This window comes from Micromonospora sp. RTBAU3-60, assembly GCF_054963695.1.
The window spans coordinates 1-18,890 of sequence record NZ_JBUEGB010000049.1; the positions used below are offsets into that span (position 1 = coordinate 1).

General features: G+C 69.8%; 16 protein-coding genes. 12 read left to right on the forward strand and 4 right to left on the reverse strand.

The window, feature by feature from the left end:
- Window positions 1-96 precede the first annotated feature (96 nt).
- Entirely contained in the window at window positions 97-513 is a 417-nt protein-coding gene (locus ACY34I_RS30155) for a YeeE/YedE thiosulfate transporter family protein (protein WP_462758447.1), read from the forward strand.
- A 250-nt stretch (window positions 514-763) separates the two neighbouring features.
- Here ACY34I_RS30155 and ACY34I_RS30160 read toward each other — a convergent pair whose 3' ends face one another.
- Window positions 764-1,837 carry a LacI family DNA-binding transcriptional regulator gene (locus ACY34I_RS30160; RefSeq protein WP_462758448.1) on the reverse strand — a complete coding sequence of 358 codons (1,074 nt, stop codon included), beginning with the start codon at window positions 1,835-1,837 and terminating at the stop codon, window positions 764-766.
- Between the two features lie 277 nt (window positions 1,838-2,114).
- Here ACY34I_RS30160 and ACY34I_RS30165 point away from each other — a divergent pair, with 277 nt between their 5' ends.
- From ACY34I_RS30165 to ACY34I_RS30215, 11 genes are all read left to right on the forward strand, one after another.
- A complete protein-coding gene (locus ACY34I_RS30165; protein ID WP_462758449.1) occupies window positions 2,115-3,440 on the forward strand; it encodes an ABC transporter substrate-binding protein in 1,326 nt (441 codons plus the stop codon).
- A gap of 73 nt (window positions 3,441-3,513) precedes the next feature.
- Window positions 3,514-4,425, forward strand: a complete 912-nt coding sequence (locus ACY34I_RS30170) for a carbohydrate ABC transporter permease (RefSeq protein WP_462758450.1) — start codon at window positions 3,514-3,516, stop codon at window positions 4,423-4,425.
- The gene (locus ACY34I_RS30175; protein ID WP_462758451.1) at window positions 4,422-5,312 is read left to right on the forward strand and encodes a carbohydrate ABC transporter permease; all 891 of its coding nucleotides are present in this window, start codon (window positions 4,422-4,424) and stop codon (window positions 5,310-5,312) included. Before ACY34I_RS30170 ends, ACY34I_RS30175 begins: the two co-directional genes overlap by 4 nt.
- Complete coding sequence (locus tag ACY34I_RS30180) at window positions 5,309-6,781, forward strand: FGGY-family carbohydrate kinase (RefSeq protein ID WP_462758452.1); 1,473 nt, start codon at window positions 5,309-5,311, stop codon at window positions 6,779-6,781. The genes ACY34I_RS30175 and ACY34I_RS30180 overlap by 4 nt, the downstream gene beginning before the upstream one ends.
- Window positions 6,778-7,413, forward strand: a complete 636-nt coding sequence (locus ACY34I_RS30185) for a class II aldolase/adducin family protein (protein ID WP_222870800.1) — start codon at window positions 6,778-6,780, stop codon at window positions 7,411-7,413. Before ACY34I_RS30180 ends, ACY34I_RS30185 begins: the two co-directional genes overlap by 4 nt.
- Before the next feature lie 13 nt (window positions 7,414-7,426).
- Window positions 7,427-8,437 carry a ketose-bisphosphate aldolase gene (locus ACY34I_RS30190; protein ID WP_462758453.1) on the forward strand — a complete coding sequence of 337 codons (1,011 nt, stop codon included), beginning with the start codon at window positions 7,427-7,429 and terminating at the stop codon, window positions 8,435-8,437.
- Entirely contained in the window at window positions 8,434-10,053 is a 1,620-nt protein-coding gene (locus tag ACY34I_RS30195; protein WP_462758454.1) for a fucose isomerase, read from the forward strand. Before ACY34I_RS30190 ends, ACY34I_RS30195 begins: the two co-directional genes overlap by 4 nt.
- Window positions 10,053-11,519, forward strand: coding sequence for an FGGY-family carbohydrate kinase (locus ACY34I_RS30200; RefSeq protein ID WP_462758456.1), 1,467 nt, complete (start codon window positions 10,053-10,055; stop codon window positions 11,517-11,519). The genes ACY34I_RS30195 and ACY34I_RS30200 overlap by 1 nt, the downstream gene beginning before the upstream one ends.
- Before the next feature lie 173 nt (window positions 11,520-11,692).
- Window positions 11,693-11,905, forward strand: coding sequence for a hypothetical protein (locus tag ACY34I_RS30205; RefSeq protein WP_462758457.1), 213 nt, complete (start codon window positions 11,693-11,695; stop codon window positions 11,903-11,905).
- A 254-nt stretch (window positions 11,906-12,159) separates the two neighbouring features.
- Window positions 12,160-13,359 carry a low temperature requirement protein A gene (locus ACY34I_RS30210; RefSeq protein ID WP_462758458.1) on the forward strand — a complete coding sequence of 400 codons (1,200 nt, stop codon included), beginning with the start codon at window positions 12,160-12,162 and terminating at the stop codon, window positions 13,357-13,359.
- Window positions 13,316-14,620: a low temperature requirement protein A gene (locus ACY34I_RS30215; RefSeq protein WP_462758459.1), complete on the forward strand. Its 1,305-nt coding sequence runs from the start codon at window positions 13,316-13,318 to the stop codon at window positions 14,618-14,620. The genes ACY34I_RS30210 and ACY34I_RS30215 overlap by 44 nt, the downstream gene beginning before the upstream one ends.
- 186 nt (window positions 14,621-14,806) lie before the next feature.
- Here the strand turns inward: ACY34I_RS30215 and ACY34I_RS30220 are convergent, their stop codons facing one another.
- The 3 genes from ACY34I_RS30220 to ACY34I_RS30230 form a co-directional block, all read right to left on the reverse strand.
- A complete protein-coding gene (locus ACY34I_RS30220; RefSeq protein WP_462758482.1) occupies window positions 14,807-17,179 on the reverse strand; it encodes a transketolase-like TK C-terminal-containing protein in 2,373 nt (790 codons plus the stop codon).
- A gap of 74 nt (window positions 17,180-17,253) precedes the next feature.
- A complete protein-coding gene (locus tag ACY34I_RS30225) occupies window positions 17,254-17,931 on the reverse strand; it encodes a phosphoribosylanthranilate isomerase (protein WP_148800761.1) in 678 nt (225 codons plus the stop codon).
- Between the two features lie 28 nt (window positions 17,932-17,959).
- Window positions 17,960-18,817, reverse strand: coding sequence for a MurR/RpiR family transcriptional regulator (locus ACY34I_RS30230; protein ID WP_148800763.1), 858 nt, complete (start codon window positions 18,815-18,817; stop codon window positions 17,960-17,962).
- Between the last annotated feature and the right edge of the window lie 73 nt (window positions 18,818-18,890).

The window sequence follows — 18,890 nt, forward strand, 5'->3', positions numbered from 1 at the left end:
TGGCTGTGGCCGGCTACAGCCGGTCAGCATTGTCGCGACTGCCGTCTTCTTCGGCACCGGCGTCCTCGTGTCGTTCCTGCTGTGGAAGGTGATCTGATGCGTACCCGGGGCGGGCTGATCGTCGCCAACATCATCGCTGGGCTGGCCCTCGGCTACACCGTCGCGAACATCGGGTTCGCCGACTACGCCGAACTGAACCGCATGTTCACCTTCCAGGATCTTCGCATGCTCCTGGCCTTCGCCGGCGCCGTAGCGATCATCGTTGTGGTATTCGCCGTGTTGCGCGTCCGCCGCACCCCGGGGCGGATCCATGCGGGCGTCATCCCCGGGGCAATCTTGTTTGGCACCGGCTGGGCGATCTCGGGTGGCTGCCCGGCGATCCCCATCGTGCAAGTCGCCAGCGGGTACCTCCCCGCCCTGGTCACCATTGCCGGCATCGTCGTCGGCATCCGGCTCTGCCGCTGGGCCAACACACGGTACTTCCACCTCGACAGCGGATCCTGCGAGCGGTAGCCGATCGCGAGCGACTCGGAAAAAACGTCTCCCCCCCCGGGATCATCCGTACGACGGGGGCAGTAGGTCATACCCCGGGCCGCCCTGAAGGCGCATCAACGCGGTGGCAAGGTGGAGGTGCGCGACGCGACGCTGTCGAGGCCGCATGCTCCGTCCGAAATCGCCGGGTGGGTCGAGCCCGGAGGCGCACCTTTGTCAGCACGTCGTCCGGCAGGTGGACGTGGGCGTCGATGTCGGATGCCGGCTGAGACTACGGGTTGAGGTGGGTCGAACGGGTCAGGATCGCGGAGGTGACCGGATCGGTGGTGGCCAGGTCGGGTCGCCGTACGCGGGGCAGTGGTGCCTCGCCGTCCGGCGGCAGGGTGGCGTTCAGCATCACCGTTCGGGCTGGTTGGCCGGGGGAGCGTAGCCGATCGAGCAGCAGTTTGCCGGCGGTCTGGCCCAGCTCGTACGCGGGCTGGTGGATGACGGAGATCGCTGGTGTGAGTAGCCCGGTCCATGGCGCGTCGTCGAAGACCACCAGCTCGACGTCCTGGCCGGGGGTGAGTTGCCGGTCGCGGAGCACGCGTAGGACGCCGACGGCCATCATGCTGTTGGCCACCAGGATGGCCTCGACGTCCGCCGTTTCCAGCAGGGCGTCCGCGGCCTGGCGGCCGCCGTTTTCGTTGAAGGCGGCGTAGCGGATGAGGTTCTCGTCGATCGGCAGTCCGGCGTCCTGTAAGGCTTCTCGGTAGCCGAGCACCCGTTCGCTGGCGGTGAAGACGCGCTGCGGTCCGGTGATGCAGGCGATCCGGCGGTGGCCGTGGGCGATCATGCGGTCGACCGCGGTTCGGGCTGCGCGACGTGAGTCGATCAGGACCGTGTCCACTGTCAGGTCCTGCCGCAACGGCCGGTCCATGGTGATGACGGGCAGGCCTCGGGACAGCAGCCGGTCGACTCGGCTGGTCGCCGACGTCGGCGTGATCAGCACGCCGGATACGCGGTACTGCGCGGCGATGCTGAGGTAGCCCTCTTCCTTCTCCGGGTTCTCGTCCGTGTTGCACAGCAGCAACGAGTACCCGGCCGACTGGGCTACGTCCTCCACGCCGCGGGTGACCTGGGTGAGGAACGGGTTCTCGATGTCCGCGATGATCAGCGCCCAGGTGGCCGAGGTCTGCTGGCGCAGGGATCGGGCCAGCGAGTTCGGCACGTAGCCGAGTTCCCGTGCGGCGTGGCGGACGCGCTCGGCGGTGTCCGGTCGCACGGCGGTGTCGGAGGCGAACACGCGCGACACGGTTGCGGTGGACACCTGGGCGAGCCGGGCCACGTCACGGATGGTGGTCAAGGCAGGCCCTTCGCGGTGGCGTTCCGGTGGTGAGGTGAGCACAGGTTACCCGTAGGGCGGGCGGCGGTCGATGAGCCACGGGCGGAATGTAATCGATTACAGATCTGCCTGGCAAGATGCGGGTCGGCGAGGCGTGGAAGATTGCCGAGCCGTGAAGGGGCTGTTGCGGACACGTGTAAAAGTCCAGCGCAAGAGGGGGTTGTGCCTGTGGTGCAGCTCATGTAATCGTCTACATCCACGGGCCGCCTCCGGCCCCGTCCGTGGGAAGGACCTGACAGTGAAGCGGCAAAGAAGACTTGGCGCCGTTGCTGCGGCGACAGCGCTCACCCTCGGGCTCGCCGCATGCGCCGGCGGTGCCAGTGACAACCAGTCCACCAGCGGCGGGTCGGGATCCCTGACCTTCCGGTCGTGGAGTCCGATCGAGCAGACCACCCAGCAGATGATCGCGGCGTTCAAGCAGGCGAACCCGGATGCGAAGATCGACGCGACCATCTTCAACTACCCCGAGTACCTGGTCGACCTGCAGACCCGGGCCGCGTCCAACACGATGCCCGACATCGTCGGCCTTCAGCCTGGCGCGCTCACCCAGCAGTACCGGGCCAACCTCATGCCGTTGCAGGACTGCGCCCAGAAGACGTGGGGCGCCGACTGGCAGAAGAAGTTCTACCCGATCGGCATCGAGCAGGCCCGGATGGGCAACCCGGCCGGCGACGAGAACTTCTACACGCTCCCGCTGCTCGTGCAGACCGTGAACCTCTGGGCCAACACCAAGATCTTCGACGAGAAGCACGCCCAGATCCCGCAGACCTGGGACCAGCTCAAGGCGACGGTCAACCAGCTCAAGGGCGGGGAGTACGCGCCGTTCATGCTGCCCGCCAAGGACAGCTGGCTGCGCAACGTCGTCTTCCTGCAGATCGCCAACAACATCGAGCCGGGCCTGGTCTACAAGGCCGAGGACGGCTCCGACTCGTGGACCAACCCCAAGCTCGTCGAAGCGTTCGACTACTGGAGCAAGCTCTTCACCGACGGCATCGCCCAGAAGGGCGCGATCGGCCTGGACGCCTACCCGACCGGCGCGAACCAGTTCGAGGCGGGCAACGCGGCGATGATCCCGCTCGGCGCCTGGTGGATCCAGCAGTCCGACCCGACCAAGACCGGCCTGCCGCCGCTGTCCGAGGGCATGTCCGGCTACCAGCCGTTCCTGTTCCCCACCATTCCGGGCGGCGCCGCCCAGCCGCAGCTCGTCGGCGGCATCGACGTCTCGCTGGGCATCGCCAAGAACACCAAGAACCCCGACCTGGCGTGCAAGGTGCTCACCGACTGGATCGCCGGCGCGGGCGCCCAGAAGCTGATCAACACGTTCAACGACCTGCCCGCGGTGACCGGCCTGAACCCGGAGAAGTTCACCAGCGACAAGCAGAAGCAGATCTGGACGACCCTGACCTCGGACTGGATGCCGCAGGTGAAGTACTCCCGCTACCTGAAGACCCCGCAGATGGACACCGCACTCGGGGACGCACTGTCCGGCATCGCCACGGGTGAGCTGACGCCCCAGGCGGCCGCCGCGAAGGTGCAGGCGGAACAGCAGAAGGTCAACGGCTGAGCGGCCCAGGCCGCCCGAACCAGGCGGATGAGGGTGTGCGGCCCACACCCTCATCCGGCCACGGAGCTGACCAATGAGTGACCACACCGTTCAGAAGCACACCGCTCCCCGGGAGTGGCTTGCCGGAACCCTGTTCCTGCTGCCGGCCATCGTGCTGTTCGGGATCTTCGTCATCTACCCGATCGTCTACAACTTCCAGGCCAGCACCCTCGACTGGGACGGGGTGAACCCGGGCAGATTAGTCGGTCTCGGCAACTACACCCGGCTCTTCCAGGACCCGATCTTCCTGACCACCCTGAAGAACTCCGGCTGGTGGATCCTGCTCACCATCATCCCGCAGGCCCTCATCGGGTTCTTCCTGGCCATGCTGCTCAATGAGAAGCTGCGCGGCCGGGCGATCTACCGGGCGATCTTTTTCATCCCCGCCGTGCTCTCCCCGGTCGTGGTGGGCATCGTCTGGCAGCGCATCTTCGACCCGTTCAACGGCGTGGTTGCCAAGCTGGGCCGGGCCACCGGGCTCGACTTTCTGGTGCACGGCTACCTCGCCGACCCGAAGACCGCCATCTTCGCCGCGATCGTCGTCAACGTGTGGATGTGGACCGGCTTCTCCATGCTGTTCTACCTGGCCGGCCTGCAGCTCATCGACAGCAGCGTGCTGGCCGCCGCCAAGATCGACGGTGCCGGCACCTGGCGCACGATCCGCAGCATCATCTGGCCGCTGCTCCGGCAGACCCACCTGTCCCTGCTGCTGCTCGGCATCATCGGCTCGCTGAAAACCTTCGAACTCGTCTACGTCCTCACCGAGGGCGGACCCAACCACGCCTCCGAGATGCTCCCCACCTACACCTTCAAGCAGGCCTTCCAGCTGCAGAGCGTCGGGTACGCCTCGACCATCAGCGCGGTCCTGCTGCTGATCGCGGTGATCAGCTCGCTGTCGATGGTGCGGGCGTTCGGATCGGGCTTCCTCACCGGAGACGAGAAATGACCATTGACCGCAAGGCCATCCCGGCGACTGGCGCGCCGGCACGAGCCGACTCCGGACCGGTCCGGCCGCACCGGCGCCGCCTTCCACACTGGTCGCACGCCGTTCTTGCCCCGCTGGCCGTGCTCTGGCTGATCCCGCTCGTCATGGTCGTCGGCCTGTCGTTGCTGCCCACCTCGAACCCGGGCACCACCGCCCTCGGGCTGTTCCCGCAGGAGCCGTCGCTGGGCAACTACATGCAGATCTGGACGAACAATCCGATCCTGCGGAACCTGGTGAACAGCCTGCTGGTCACCGTCCCGTCGGTGCTGCTGGTCATCCTGTTCGGCTCCATGACCGCGTTCGCGCTGGCCCGGCTGCGCGTACCGCTCAAGGCGGTGATCTTCGGGGCGCTCACCCTGGCGCTGATCCTGCCGATGTCCAGCATCGTCGTGGCCACCTTCAAGATCCTTCAGGCCATGGGCCTCTACAACAACCTGGCCGGCCTGGTGCTCGTCTACACCGCGCTGGGCCTGCCGTTCGCGGTCATCATCATCCGCACCTCGTTCCTCGCGGTGCCGAACGAGCTGTACGAGGCGGCCATGCTGGACGGCGCCAGCAAGTTCTCCGTCTACTGGAAGGTCTACCTACCGCTGAGCCGGCCCGCCCTGGCCGTCGTGGCGATCTGGCAGTCCATGTCGTCCTGGAACGACTTCCTGCTGCCGCTGGTCACCCTCGAGGACAACACGCTCAAGCCACTGACCCTGATCCCGCTGGCCTACCGCGGCACCTTCCTCAGCCAGCCGGGCGCGCTGTTCGCGATCCTGGTACTCATCTCGATCCCGATCGTGGCGGTCTTCCTGCTGGTCCAGCGCCACCTGGTCAACGGCCTGTCCGGGGCGATCAAATGAGCCTGCTCGGCGTCGACCTGGGCACCACCGGCGTAAGGGTGGTGGCGATCTCGGCGGCCGGCGTCGAGATCGCCGGCGCGGCCCGCGCGACCACCCTGCACCGGCCGGCGCCCGGCATCGTGGAGACCGACGCCGACGAGGTGCTTGCCGCGGCCACCGCGCTGCTCGCGGACGTGGCCGCCCGCGACGCGGTGGTCGCCGACCCTCCGGAGGCGATCTCGTTCAGCGTGCAGGGCGAGGCGGTCCTGCCGGTCGACGCCGAGGGCAAGGCTCTCGCACCGGCGCCGGTGAGCATGGACCGGCGCGGTGCGGACCTGGCCGACCGGGTCGCCGCGGAACTGGGCGCCGGCGAGGTGCAGCGGATCACCGGCCAGCCGCCGCACCCGATGTTCTCCGTCTACAAGATTCCCGGCTGGACCGGTCCGGACGTGCGCGGCTATCGCTGCCTGGGCGACTACGTCGCCGCCCGGCTCGGCGCGCGGCCGGCGCTGGACACCAGCATGGCGGCCCGTACCGGCGGCTTCGACGTCGACCGCGGCGTCTGGTCGGCCGAGCTGCTCGCCGCCACCGGAGTCCCGGTCGCCCTGCTGCCCGAGGTGGTCCCACCGGGCACCATGACCGGCAAGCTCAGCGCCGACGCGGCCAGCGCAACGGGACTGCCGGCCGGCCTGCCGCTCGTGGTCGGATCGCACGACCAGGCGTCGTCGTTCCTCGGCGGCGGCGGCCGGTTCGGCTCGGCGGCCGTGTTCTCCTTCGGATCCAGCGACTGCCTGACCGTCGGATCACCCGCACGTCCCGGCGGGCTCGTCGGTACCGGCCTGGCGTCGTACCCGATGGGTGAGGGCCGCTGGCTCACCCTGGCCGGCACGGCCGCCGGCGGTTGGGCGCTGGACTGGTTCGCCACGCTGGCCGGCGTCGCCGGGCCCGCCGAGCGCGACGCCCTCTTCGAGGCGGCGTCGCCCGAGCCGCCGCAGGTGCTGGTGCTGCCGTACTTCGCCGGATCCGGGACGCTCGACAACGACCCGAGGGCCCGTGGCGCCGTCGTGGGGCTCACCCTCGAGACCACCCGGGAGCAGCTCGCCCGCGCCTTCCTCGAGTCGTCCGCGTTCGAGCTGCGCAAGATCGCCGACGCGCTCACCGAGCGGGGCGTCACGATCGGCGCCGTACACGCCGTCGGCGGCGGCGCCCGCAGCCATCGGGCGCTGGCCATCCGCGCCTCCGCCGCCGGGCTTGCGCTGACCCCGGTGCCGGGGCACGCGGCGGCCCGCGGCGCGGCCCTGCAGGCGGGCGCCGGCATCGGCCGCTATCCGTCGCTGGCCGAGCTGCCCGCACCGGCCTGCCTGCCGATCGCCCACCCCGACCCCGGCACGGCCCAGTGGTACGCCACGCAGTCGCGCCGGTTCCGTGACCTCTATCCGACCCTCATCCCGCACGACCGTAGTTTTTCCGATCCGAAGGAGACCCGGTGACCGAGTTCGACCTGCAGCAAACCAAGCAGGACGTGCTGGACTACTGCCTGCTGTCCATGCGCTACGGCCTCAACTTCAACACCCAGGGCAACATCAGCGTCCGGCTGCCTGGCACGGACCGCTTCCTGATCACCCCGACCGACCTGGAGTACGACCGGATGACGGCCGACGACATGGTGGTGGTGGACGCCGACGCCAACGTCATTGAGGGGCCGCACCAGCCGTCCTCCGAGGTGACCGTGCACTTGGCGGTCTACCGCCGGCGGCCGGACGTGAACGCGATCGTGCACACCGAGCCGGTCTTCGCCAACGTCTTCGGGGTGGCCGGCCAGCCGATCACCGGTGCCCTGGTCAACATGGTCATCTACACCAAGGGCGATGTCCCGATCATGCCGTTCGCCCTCAGCAACCGCACCGAGTTCGGCGACGCGATGTGCGACGTGATGGGGGACCTGAACGCTGTGGTCTGGGCGAACCACGGGCTGCTCACGGTGGGCGAGAACCTGCGGGACGCGTTCAAGACCACCGTCGCGGTGGAGAGCGCCGCCAAGGTGCTGCTGCACGCCCGGGCGTTGACCGACAAGCCGATCGTCCTGGACTACCACTCGCTCGGCATCACCACGTCGCTCTGAGGAAGGGCATCCCATGCCACTGGTCACTCTTCGACAGGCGCTGGACGAGGCGCGGCGCGGCGGGTACGCCCTCGGCGCGTTCAACGTCAGCGACGTGCTGCAGGCCGAGGCGGTCCTCGACGCCGCCGCCGAAACGTCGTCGCCGGTCATCCTCGCCTCGCTGGCCGGCGTCACCGCCCACCGCGACGACGAACGGTTCTGGGCCGCGCTGCACCACCTCATCGACGGCTACCCGCAGCTGCCCGTGGTGCTGCACCTGGACCACGGCCCGGACCCCGCCACCTGCCGGCGAGCGATGGACAACGGCTTCACCAGCGTCATGATCGACGGAAGCCTCCGCGCCGACGGCACCCCGTCCTCGTTCGCCGAGAACCTCGCGGTGACCACCGAGGTCGTGGCGGAGGCCCACCGCCACGGAGTTTCCGTCGAGGGCGAGCTGGGCACCATCGGCGGCTCCAAGACCGACGGATCCCGGGCGCCGATCGTGCTCGCCGACCCCGACCAGGCCAGGGAATTCGTGACGGCGACCGGTGTGGACGCCCTCGCCGTGGCGATCGGCACCTCGCACGGCGCCTACAAGTTCGACGCACCCCCGGACGGGTCCGTGCTGCAGATGACGCTGATCGAAAAGATCAGCAGCCTGGTGCCGCAGACCCACCTGGTCATGCACGGCTCGTCGTCGCTGCCCGCTCAGCTGCGGGAGCAGAACAACCGGTACGGCGCCGGCCTGCCCGAGTCGTGGGGCGTGCCGGACGCGGAGAAGGTCCGGTCCATCACGATGGGCGTCCGCAAGATCAACCAGGGCATGGACTCGCACCTGGCCTTCACCGGTGCGGCGCGGCAGGCGCTGGGCACGGACCGGCTGAACGTCGATCCGGCGTACTACCTGCGCCCCGGCCGCGAGGCGATGCAGCGGATGGTCGCCGAGCGCATGCGGCTCTTCGGGCAGGCCGGCCACGCCGGCGACTACCAGCCCGTACCCCTCGCCGAGATGGCCCGTCGCTACCCATTGGAGACGTCATGATCGACCACGCGTACCTCGTCGCCAACGGCGACCAGCGGCTGTCCGCCAACCAGCTCTGCTGGCCCGCCCAACAGCGGTTCGAGGCCCTCCTCACCGATGCGTTCCGGAAGCGGGGCGTCACCCTGGAACGGGCGCACCCGGCGGACACGCCCGAAGGGCACGGCTTCATCGCCAGCCAGGCGCAGGGCCTCGCGGTGCTCGGCGCGCTGCCGCCGGACGCCCCGGTGGTCATGGCCGAAGGCGTGTGGATGTTCTCCCAGCAGGTCCTCGGCGGGCTGCTGCGGCACCGCGGCCCGATCCTCACCGTGGCCAACTGGGAAGGGGAGTGGCCCGGCCTGGTCGGCCTGCTCAACCTCAACGCCTCGCTGGCCAAGGCCGGGCGGCCGTTCGAGACCCTGTGGAGCCGCACCTTCACCGACGACTGGTTCAACGCGCGCCTCGACGAATGGCTGACCAAGGGCAGCATCCAGCACGACCTCAGCCACGTCACACCGTTCGACGTGTCCGCAGTGGACGGCCGCGCCCGCCAGGCTGCCGACGACGTGCTCGGCCGGCTACACCGGGAGGGCACCATCCTCGGCGTCTTCGACGAGGGCTGCATGGGGATGTACAACGCGATCATCCCCGACGAACTGCTCTTCCCGCTCAACGTCTTCAAGGAGCGGCTGTCCCAGTCGGCCCTGTACGCCGAGACCATGCGGGCGAGCGAGGACGAGGCGGTAGCCGCCCTGCGGTGGCTGACCGACCGGGGCATGACCTTCCACTTCGGCACCGACGAGGCCACCGAGCTCACCCGAGAGCAGGTCCTGCTCCAGTTGCGGATGTACGCCGCCGCGGCCCGGATCGCGGACCGGTTCCGGTGCGACATCATCGGCATCCAGTACCAGCTCGGTCTCGCCGACGTACTGCCCGCATCCGACCTGGCAGAGGGCCTGCTGAACAACGCCGACCGCCCGCCGGTCATCGGGGACGACGGTGCGGTCATCCGCGACGGCGCCCCGATCACCCACTTCAACGAGGTCGACGAGTGCGCCGGCCTGGACGCCCTGCTCACCACCCGGCTGGCCGGCGCGCTCGGGCAGCCGGTGGAGACCACCCTGCACGACGTGCGGTGGGGCGACCACGACGCCAGCGGCACGGTGGACGACTTCGTCTGGGTCTTCGAGATCTCCGGCGCGGTGCCGCCCGAGCACCACGTCGGCGGGTATGCCGGCACGGACTCGATGCGCCAGCCACCGCTCTACTTCCGGCTCGGTGGCGGCACCGTGCGGGGCGTGGCCAAGCCCGGCGAGCTGGTCTGGTCGCGGATCTTCGTCGAGGGCGGCGAGCTGCACATGGACCTCGGCCGCGCCACCGTGGTGGAGCTGCCCGCGGCGGAGACCGAACGGCGGTGGGCCGCGACCACCCGGGAGTGGCCGATCATGCACGCCGTGCTGCACGGCGTCACCCGGGACCAGTTCATGGCCCGGCACCGCTCCAACCACATCCAGGTCAGCTACGCCACCGACGCGGCCGGAGCCGACGAACTGCTCGCCGCGAAGGCGCTGACCGGGCACCAACTGGGCATGCGAGTCAACCTCTGCGGCAGCCGCCCCGACAACGCCCCGCTGCTCTGATGGACGTCTTCCTTGGCGTCGACGTCGGCACCGCGAGCACAAAAGGCGTCGCCGTCACCGCGGACGGCCGGGTCGTGGCCCGCGCGCAGGTCGCGCACGGCCTGAGCAGCCCCCGACCCGGCTGGTACGAGCACGATCCGGAGTCGGTCTGGTGGGGCGACTTCCGGCGGGTGATCGCCGAGCTGACCGCGGATGCCGGTATCCGCCCGGCCGGCCTCGGGGTCAGCGGCATCGGACCGTGCATGCTGCCCGCCGACGAGGCCGGTAGGCCGCTGCGGCCAGCCGTCCTCTACGGCATCGACACCCGGGCCGAGGAGGAGATCGGCCTGCTCACCGACCGGTGGGGCGCGGCGGAGATCGTGCGCCGCGGGTCGATCCTCACCTCCCAGGCGATCGGGCCGAAGCTGTACTGGCTCGCCCGGCACGAGCCGGACATCTTCGCCCGAACCCGAATGATGTTCATGGCGAGCTCCTTCCTGGTGCACCGGCTCACCGACGAGTACCTGCTCGACCACCACTCAGCGAGCCAGGTGAGCCCGCTCTACGACCAGCGGGCCGGCGACTGGGACCCCGCCTGGTGGGACGAGATCGCTCCACACGTACAGCGTCCTCCGCTGCGCTGGGCGAACGAGGTCGCCGGCCGGATCACCGCCGAGGCCGCCCGGCAGACCGGCCTGCCCGCCGGTCTGCCGGTGACCGCCGGCACCATCGACGCCTGGGCCGAGGCGGAGAGCGTCGCCGTCCGCGCGCCCGGCGACCTGATGCTGATGTACGGCAGCACCATGTTCCTGGTCGCGATGACCGACCGGCCACTGACCAGCAGCCGGCTGTGGCCCACCGTCGGCCTACGTCCCGGGGTGAACTGCCTCGCCGCCGGGATGGCCACCGCGGGATCGGTCACCGGCTGGCTGGCCGATCTGACCGGCGCGGACTACACCGCCTTGACCAGGGAGGCGGCCGCGGTAGCGCCCGGCAGCGAGGGACTACTGATGTTGCCCTATCTGGCCGGGGAGCGTACGCCGATCTTCGACCCCCGGGCGCGGGGCGTGGTGGCGGGGCTGACCCTCGGTCACGGCCGAGGCCACCTGTACCGGGCGGCACTGGAGGGAGTCGCGTACGGGGTGCGACACAACATCGCGGCAATGCGCGAGGCCGGCGCGGTTCCGGCACGGGTGGTACCGGTCGGCGGCGGAACCACCGGCGACCTGTGGACGCAGATCATCAGCGACGTGACCGGCCTGGTGCAGGAGCTTCCCCGGGAGACGACCGGGGCGGCGTACGGCGATGCGATGCTGGCCGCGGCCGCGACCGGAGCGGCATCAGACACCGCAGCATGGAACCCGATGATGCGTGCGATCGAGCCGGACCCCCGGCACCGTGACCGGTACGACGCCCTCTTCGCCGACTACCTGGCGCTGTACGAGTCCACCACACCGATCGTGCATCGCCTCTCCGGAGGACCGTGACGACTCGTAGCCCACTGCCTCGAACGCCGCCGTTCGCGCCCGCTCCACAAGCTGCCAGAACCCATCCACTTCCACCGCCATCAGTGCTCGGCGCTGGTGCCCACGATGGCGCAGCTACCGGCGGCGCCGCCCGCCGCGCCCGAGGTCACGGGCGTACGGCGGACGCCGGTGGGATGGTGCTCACCTGGCGTGAGGGCGGCGCAGCGAGCTTCGCCGTCTACCGGGTGGACGGCGACGCGGCCCAACTCCTCGGCACCACCCGAAGTACGGCCTGGGTCGGCCGCGCAGCCCCGGCCGGCCGCCCGCTGTCCTACTGCGTGCCCGGGCTGGATCGCAGCGGGAACGAGGGCCGGCTCAGCGCGCCGATGTCGGTCGCCGTGAGGTAGAAGGCCCGAGACGCTCACTGGTGGCAGAACCGGGCCATCGTAAAGGGCTCCATGCAGGTGGCCGGGAACGTGCTGGTCGGCACTCATGTCGGTGCCTTCCGCGCTTCCGATCCGGGTGGTAGCACCAGCCCTTCACGGTGATAGCACGATTCACGTTCCGCCGGTGGGATCGCCGTGATTGTGCCACCCGCTGATGGGCGGCCTGGCAATGTACCGCGTGAGGGGGTCGGCGAGCGGGGCTGGGGAGGGCAGGGGTGCGGGACAACCTGCTCCGCAAACGAGGAAGTCCGCAGCAGGCGACGTTCCTGGAACTGTTCTTCGACCTGGCCTTCGTCTTCGTCATTGGGCGGATCACCCTGCGCGTGACCGACAGGTTGGGCCAGCCTGGCGTCGCCGAGTCGTGGCTTGCTCTCCCGGCCGCCGGCAGGACGCTGCTGCTGCTCATGCCGCTGACCTGGGTGTGGACCCTGACCGCGTGGACGACGGCGCGACTCGACCCACGCCGGCCGCCGGTGCAGGCCGTGGTCATCATGACCATGTTCGGAGTCCTGATCATGTCGGCCGCGCTGCCCACCGCGTTTCGCGGCGGCGCGCTGGCCTTCGCCGTGCCGTATGTCGTCATCCAGATCGGCCGATCCGTCGTCCTCGAGATCATGCTGCGTGGCCACGAACTGCAGGGCACGGTGGCGCGTGAACTCGTCTGGTTCACCCTGACGGGCATCTTGTGGATCGCCGGCGCGTTCACCCACGGCGCGACCCGGGTGCTGCTGTGGGTTGTCGCCGCAGCCGGGGACTACCTGTCGGCCCGCTTCGGGTGGCCCGTGCCGAAGCTCGGCCCGCAGCGTTCCACGGTGTGGGCGGCCGCCGGCGAGCATCTGGCGGACCGCTACCGGCAGTTCCTGCTGATCGCCCTCGGCGAGTCCGTCGTGGCCCTCGCCCTGGAATACACGAGGGGCCTGTACGGCGTCGCATCGACAGCCGCGTTCGTGATCGGGTTCGCCACCACCGTGCTGCTGTGGCGGATCTACTTCTACCGGGCCGGGCAGATCCTCGGCGAGGCCATCGCCGCGTCGGAGGACCCGACTCATCTCGGCCGGGTGGCCGCCTTCGCCCACTGGGTCATGATCCTCGGCATCATCATCACCGCCGTCGGCTACGAACTGGTCATCCCCAACCCGCTCGGCCACACCGAGCCGGCCTGGGCCGCGGTCATCCTCGGCGGTCCCGCCCTGTACGTCGCCGGACGCGCCCACTTCGAATACGTCGTCTTCGCCCGCGTGTCTCGACCACGGGTGATCGGGGTCCTCATCTTGATCCTCGCCACCCCGTTGATGGTTCTCCTACCACGCCTGTTCGCCGCCCTCGTCGCCGCGCTGGTCCTGGCCGGCATCGCCGCCACCGACGCCGCACGTGCCCGCGGAAAACCACTGGAGGCCCCATCGCCTCCTAGATAGGCGATCTGACAGCCATGGACCGGGCCAAGCGCTGGAAATGGGGTCTTTGACGGTGGGGGAACCGGCACAGCTACTGCTCAAGGACGAGGCCAAACGGCCGGCGACTTTCCTGGAATTGTTCTTCGACGTGGTGTTCGTCTTCGCGTTCACCCGGATATCGGCCCGGTCCGCCGACGTTCTCACCGGCCCCGACAGGCATGTTCCGAGTGTCGTCGCCACCGGCCTGGCCAAGGCATTGTTGCTGCTGCTGGCTCTCTGGGCGGTCTGGCACCTCACGGCATGGACTACCAGCCAGTACGACCCTTACCACCACAGAGTCCAACTCGTGGTCATCTGCTCGCTGGTGGCCAGCCTGGTCATGGGAGTGGCCGTATCCAGAGCCTTCGGCGACCGGAGTCTGGCCCTCGCCGCCGCCTACGTCCTCGCCCACGTCAGCCGATCCCTCATCCTGTCGATCTCACTGCGCGGCGAGCCCGAAAGACGGCGGCACGAGCTACGGATGCTGACCACCTTCACCCTGACCGGCGCCCTATGGATCGCCGGCGCCGTGCTGACACTCAGATGGCGGCTACCGCTGTGGCTGCTGGCACTGGCCACCGAATGGATGACCGCGCGATCAGGCTTCCCGATTCCCGGCCTCGGCCGCTCCCCGGCAGCGAAACTGCGCATGGAGGGCGAGCACCTGGCCGAGCGCTACCAACAGTTCCTCCTCATCGCCCTCGGCGAGGCGATCCTGGTCACCGGCCGCGTCTACGCCGAAGGCACCGTCGGCGCCGGCCAGACCGCCGCGTTCGCGATCGCGGTGGCCACCACAGTGCTGATCTGGCGGATCTACTTCCACCGCGCCGGGCAGATCCTCCCCGAAGCGCTCAGCAGAAGCACGTCCCCGGCGAAAATGGGCTGGTCCACCACCGACTCACACCTGATCATGCTTGCCGGCATCGTCACCACCGCCATCGGCTACCACCTGGCCATCGAACACCCCCACGGCCACACACAAGCCACGTGGATCGCGGTCATCCTCGGCGGCCCGGCCCTGTTCACGATCGGCCGAGCACGCTTCGAGTACGAAGTCTTCTCCCGCGTGTCCCCCTCCCGGGTCATCACGCTGGCCATCCTGGCCGCTCTCTTTCCCGCGATGATCCACCTGCCACCGCTGGCCGCATCAGCCGCTGCCACCGCCGTACTGGCCGCCGCCGCCACCGCCGACGCCAGGCGAGCGTGGGGACGTCCACCCGAACAACCCAAACCGTCGCCATGACGGGACCTGACCGGCCCATAGGACCGAGATCAACCCAAGATGCGGCAACTACCGGTGTGGGCGGAATCGACCGTACGAGTTCCCCTGCATCGTGAGCGGAGCTTCAGGTGTAGACGAGTGTGCCGCACCCGGTGGAGTCGATGAAGGTGATCGTCGACATGTCACCGCCGGAACCGGCTGGCGCCGTCAGGTTCCCAGGGTCAGGGCGGCCAGCGCTGCGTTCGTGATCGATCCGGGGAGCAGGTCGTGGATCTCGTAGAGGTCGGCGACGCTGCCCGATTGTCCGAACTCGTCGACCCCGAGCGGCACCGCAGGCACGCCGAGCGCGGAGCCGAGCCACGCGAGTGCGTGACTGGAGGCATCGTGGACGGTCACGAGAGGTGCCCGCGTCGCGAACGCGGTGCGCAACGCGCCGGGGATGGCCGGCGCGGTCGCGGTCCGAATGCCTTGCCGCAGTGCCCGTTGCCAGGCGGTGAAGAGGCGGTCGGCCGAGGTGATGTCCACGACGTGCGCGGCGATGCCTTCCTCGGCCAGTTCGGTCGCCGCCGCGACCGTTTCCGGCAGGACGGCGCCGCTGGCGGCCAGGTAGACCTGCGGTGCCCCGGTGGCGGCCAACTCGGACGCGTCGACCAGCCGGTACGCACCGGCCAGCACCTGCCGGCGCAGGACCACGTCGCCCAGCCGGCGGCGGGCCGCTTCGAAGGGCGCCTGGTCGATCGGGCGGGTCGACAGCCGCAGGTAGTACGCGCCGTCGTCGGCAGCAGAGCCCGCCGAACCTGCGGCGATGTGCGACAGGGCGTCGCACATGAGCCAGTCCAGGGCGGTGGCGTAAGCGGCCTCCAGGAACGTCACGCCAGGCAGTTCGATGCCGATGGACGCGGTGATCGTGGACTGATGAGCCCCGCCCTCGGGTGCCAGGGTGACCCCGGACGGTGTGCCGGCCACCAGGAAACGCGACCCGGAATAGGCGCCGTGGATGAACGCGTCCAGCCCTCGGCACACGAACGGGTCATAGACGGTGCCGACCGGCAGGAGCGGTTGGTCGGAGTGGTCCCAGGCCAGACCAAGCTGCCCGAGCAGCAGGAAGAGGTTCATCTCGCTGATGCCGAGCTCGATGTGCTGCCCGGTCGGCCCCTCCGCCCACCTCAGCACCGGGTCGGCGTTCCATGACCGCCGCTCGGTGGGCGCGAACACTCCGGCCCGGTTGATGAACCCGGCCAGGTTGGTCGACGTCGCGACGTCCGGCGCCGTGGTCACCAGGTACGGAGCGACCGCCTCGTCGCGCGAGAGGTCCACCAGGATCCGACCGAAGGCCTCCTGGGTGGACACCGGCCGGGAGACGCGTACCCCGGTGGCGGTCGGCACCGCGACGCCCAGCCGGGCGTTTCGCGGCTGCCGGGCCAACTGCCGCGCGCGTTCCTCGACCCACCGGCCCTCGGCCGAGTCGGCGTCGAAGCGGTCCCACTCCCGGTCGGCGCGCACGCCGGTCCGGGCCCGCAGCGCATCGATCTGCTCGCCGGAGAGCAGGGCCGAGTGGTTGCGCGGGTTCCCCGCGATCGGCAGGCCCCAGCCCTTGACCGTGTAGGCGAACAGCACCGCCGGCCGGTCCGTCGCGTCGCACTCGGCCAGCCCGTCCAGCACCGCGCCCAGGTCGTGGCCGCCCAGGTCGGTGACGAGTTCGCCCAGATCGTCGTCGGTGACGTCGGCGACAAGGTCCGCCAGGCCGGCGGGAGCCCCGTCCAGGAGCCGTTCCCGCAGTGCCGGGCCGACCAGGCCGAACAGCGACTGGTACTGCTCGTTCGGCATCGCGTCGATCCACTCGCGCAGCAGCGGACCGTTCGGGCGGGAGAAGAACGCCTGGAGCCGTCGCCCGTACTTGACCTCGACGACGTGCCAGCCGTTGGCCTCGAACGAGGCCCGCCACTGGTCGATCCGGATTCCGGGGACGACCCGGTCAAGGGACTGCCGGTTGAAGTCCACAATCCAGGTGACCTTGCCGAGCCCCTGGGTGGCAGGGTCGGCCACCGCTTCCCAGACGTTGCCCTCGTCCAGTTCGGCATCGCCGAGCAGCGCGATGAACCGGGACCGGGGACGCTGCCCGAAGTGGGCGTCCACGTAGCGGCGCACGGCCGCCGCGAACAGCGGCGCCGCCGCGCCGAGCCCGACCGAGCCGGTCGAGAAGTCGACCTCGTCGGGGTCCTTGGTCCGCGAGGGGTACGACTGCAGCCCGCCCCGTGCGCGCAGCTTCGTCAGGTAGGACCGGTCCAGCTTGCCGAGCAGGTACTGGATCGCGTGGAAGACCGGTGCGGCGTGTGGCTTGACCGCCACCCGGTCCGCCGCGTCCAGGTGCGCGAACCACAGGGCCGTCATCACCGTCACCATCGACGCCGACGACGCCTGGTGGCCCCCGACCTTCACCCCGTCGCCGGTGTCCCGCTCACGGTTGGCCGCGTCCACGATCCGCGTCGCGAGCCACAACACCCGGCGCTGGACGGCGTCCAGGACGCCCAGGTCGACGCGCGGTTCGGCGTCCGGAACCGGCGGGCGGGCGGACACCATGGGGGACGCGGGGGAGATGCCCGGGCGCTGACCCGGCAATCCCGTGGTGGTGACGGGGTGGTTGATCGTGGTGCTCATGCGGGGACCCGTGTGGCACCCGCGTTGGTGACGAACTCGGCGACGCGGGCGAGGTCCTTCTCGAAACCGCCTCCGGGCAGCGCCCGGTTGGTCAGCGTGAGCGAGTCCACGCCCCACGGGCGCACGGTCGCGATCGCCGCAGCCACGTTCTCGGGGGACAGCCCCCCGGCGAGGATGACCGGGATGCCGACGGACGCGACGATCCGCGCGCTGATGTCCCAGTCGTGCACCACCCCGGCGGCGCCGACGCCCGCGACCTCGTCGGTGTGGGAGTCGAGGATGAGCAGGTCACTGACGTCGGCGTAGGCGCGGGCGGTGTCCACCGCCTCGGGACCGGTGACGGCGATGGCCTGCATGATCTTGCAGTCGGGCAGCCGGCGTCGCAGCGACGCGACGGCGGACGGCGGCACGGCGCCGGGCTCGCCACACAGGTGCAGGATGTCGGGCTGGACCCGCGTGGTCATGCGGACGATCTCGTCGAGGTCACCGGAGACGGACAGGGCCACCGAGACTGCCTTCCCGCGCAGCGCCCGGACTGCTTCCGCAGCGGTATCTTCATCGATCTCCCCGGGCAGGCCGAGCTTGGCCGGGGTGAGGCCGACGTGGTCGACCCCTACCTCCGCGAGGGCGAGGGCCTCGCGAGCGGACTGCGCGGTGTAGATCTGGACGATCACTCGGTTCTCCAACTGGTGTCCGAAGTAGTCAGTAGGAACGCTGTGCGATGGCTTGGTTGAGCCGCTTCTCCTTCTCCAGCACGTCGTCGACGTGCCGCAGCGAGTACGCGACGTAGAGGGCGTCGAGGAGCGCCATCTGGCAGGCCCGGGCGGCCAGGGGCTCACTGCGGGTCTCGTGGGAGACGCTGACCAGCACGATGTCTCCCTGCCGCGCGACGTGTGAGTCCCGGTTGCCGGTCACGACGAGGGTGGACGCGCCGGCCCGGCGCGCCTGGGTCAGCATGTCGGCCACGTCCTTCGTGGCGCCTGAGTAGGAGATGCCGACCGCGAGATCCCCGGGGCGCAGCAGGGAGGCGTGCATGATCTGCAACTGCGAGTCGATGGGGGCGTCGCAGCGGATCCCGAGCCGGTGGCACCGCTGGTAGAAGGACTGCGCGACGACCCCGGACGTGCCGACGCCGCCGACCAGGACGTGGTCGGCGGCTTCGAGTAGATCCAGGGCCCGCGCCATGTCCTGCCCGGTCAGCAGGTGGTGCGTATCGCGCAGGGACTGGATGGTGCTGGCGAAGACCTTGGCCGCGACCGTCGCCGCGTCGTCGTCGGGCGTGACGTCGTCGTGGATCAGCTGGGTCGGCGAGGCGAGGTCCTGGGCCAGGCCGAGCTTGAGGTCGGTGAACCCGGCGAAGCCGCTGTTGCGGCACATCCGCAGCACCGTGGTGTCGCTGACGTTGCAGGCGCGGGCGACATCCAGCATCGAGCTCTCCAGCAGTCCTGCCGGCTGCTCCAGGATCCAGTCCGCGACCTTCCGTTCGGTGTCGGACAGCGACGGCCTGGCAGCCCTCAGTCGCGCCAGGGCGCTCGTCCCGTTGGTGATGGAGTTGGTCATTCCCTCGCCCGTCTCGAATTGAGCAACACCCTAGACCAGGCTGACTCGTGGTGGTAGTACTACTACCCACCAA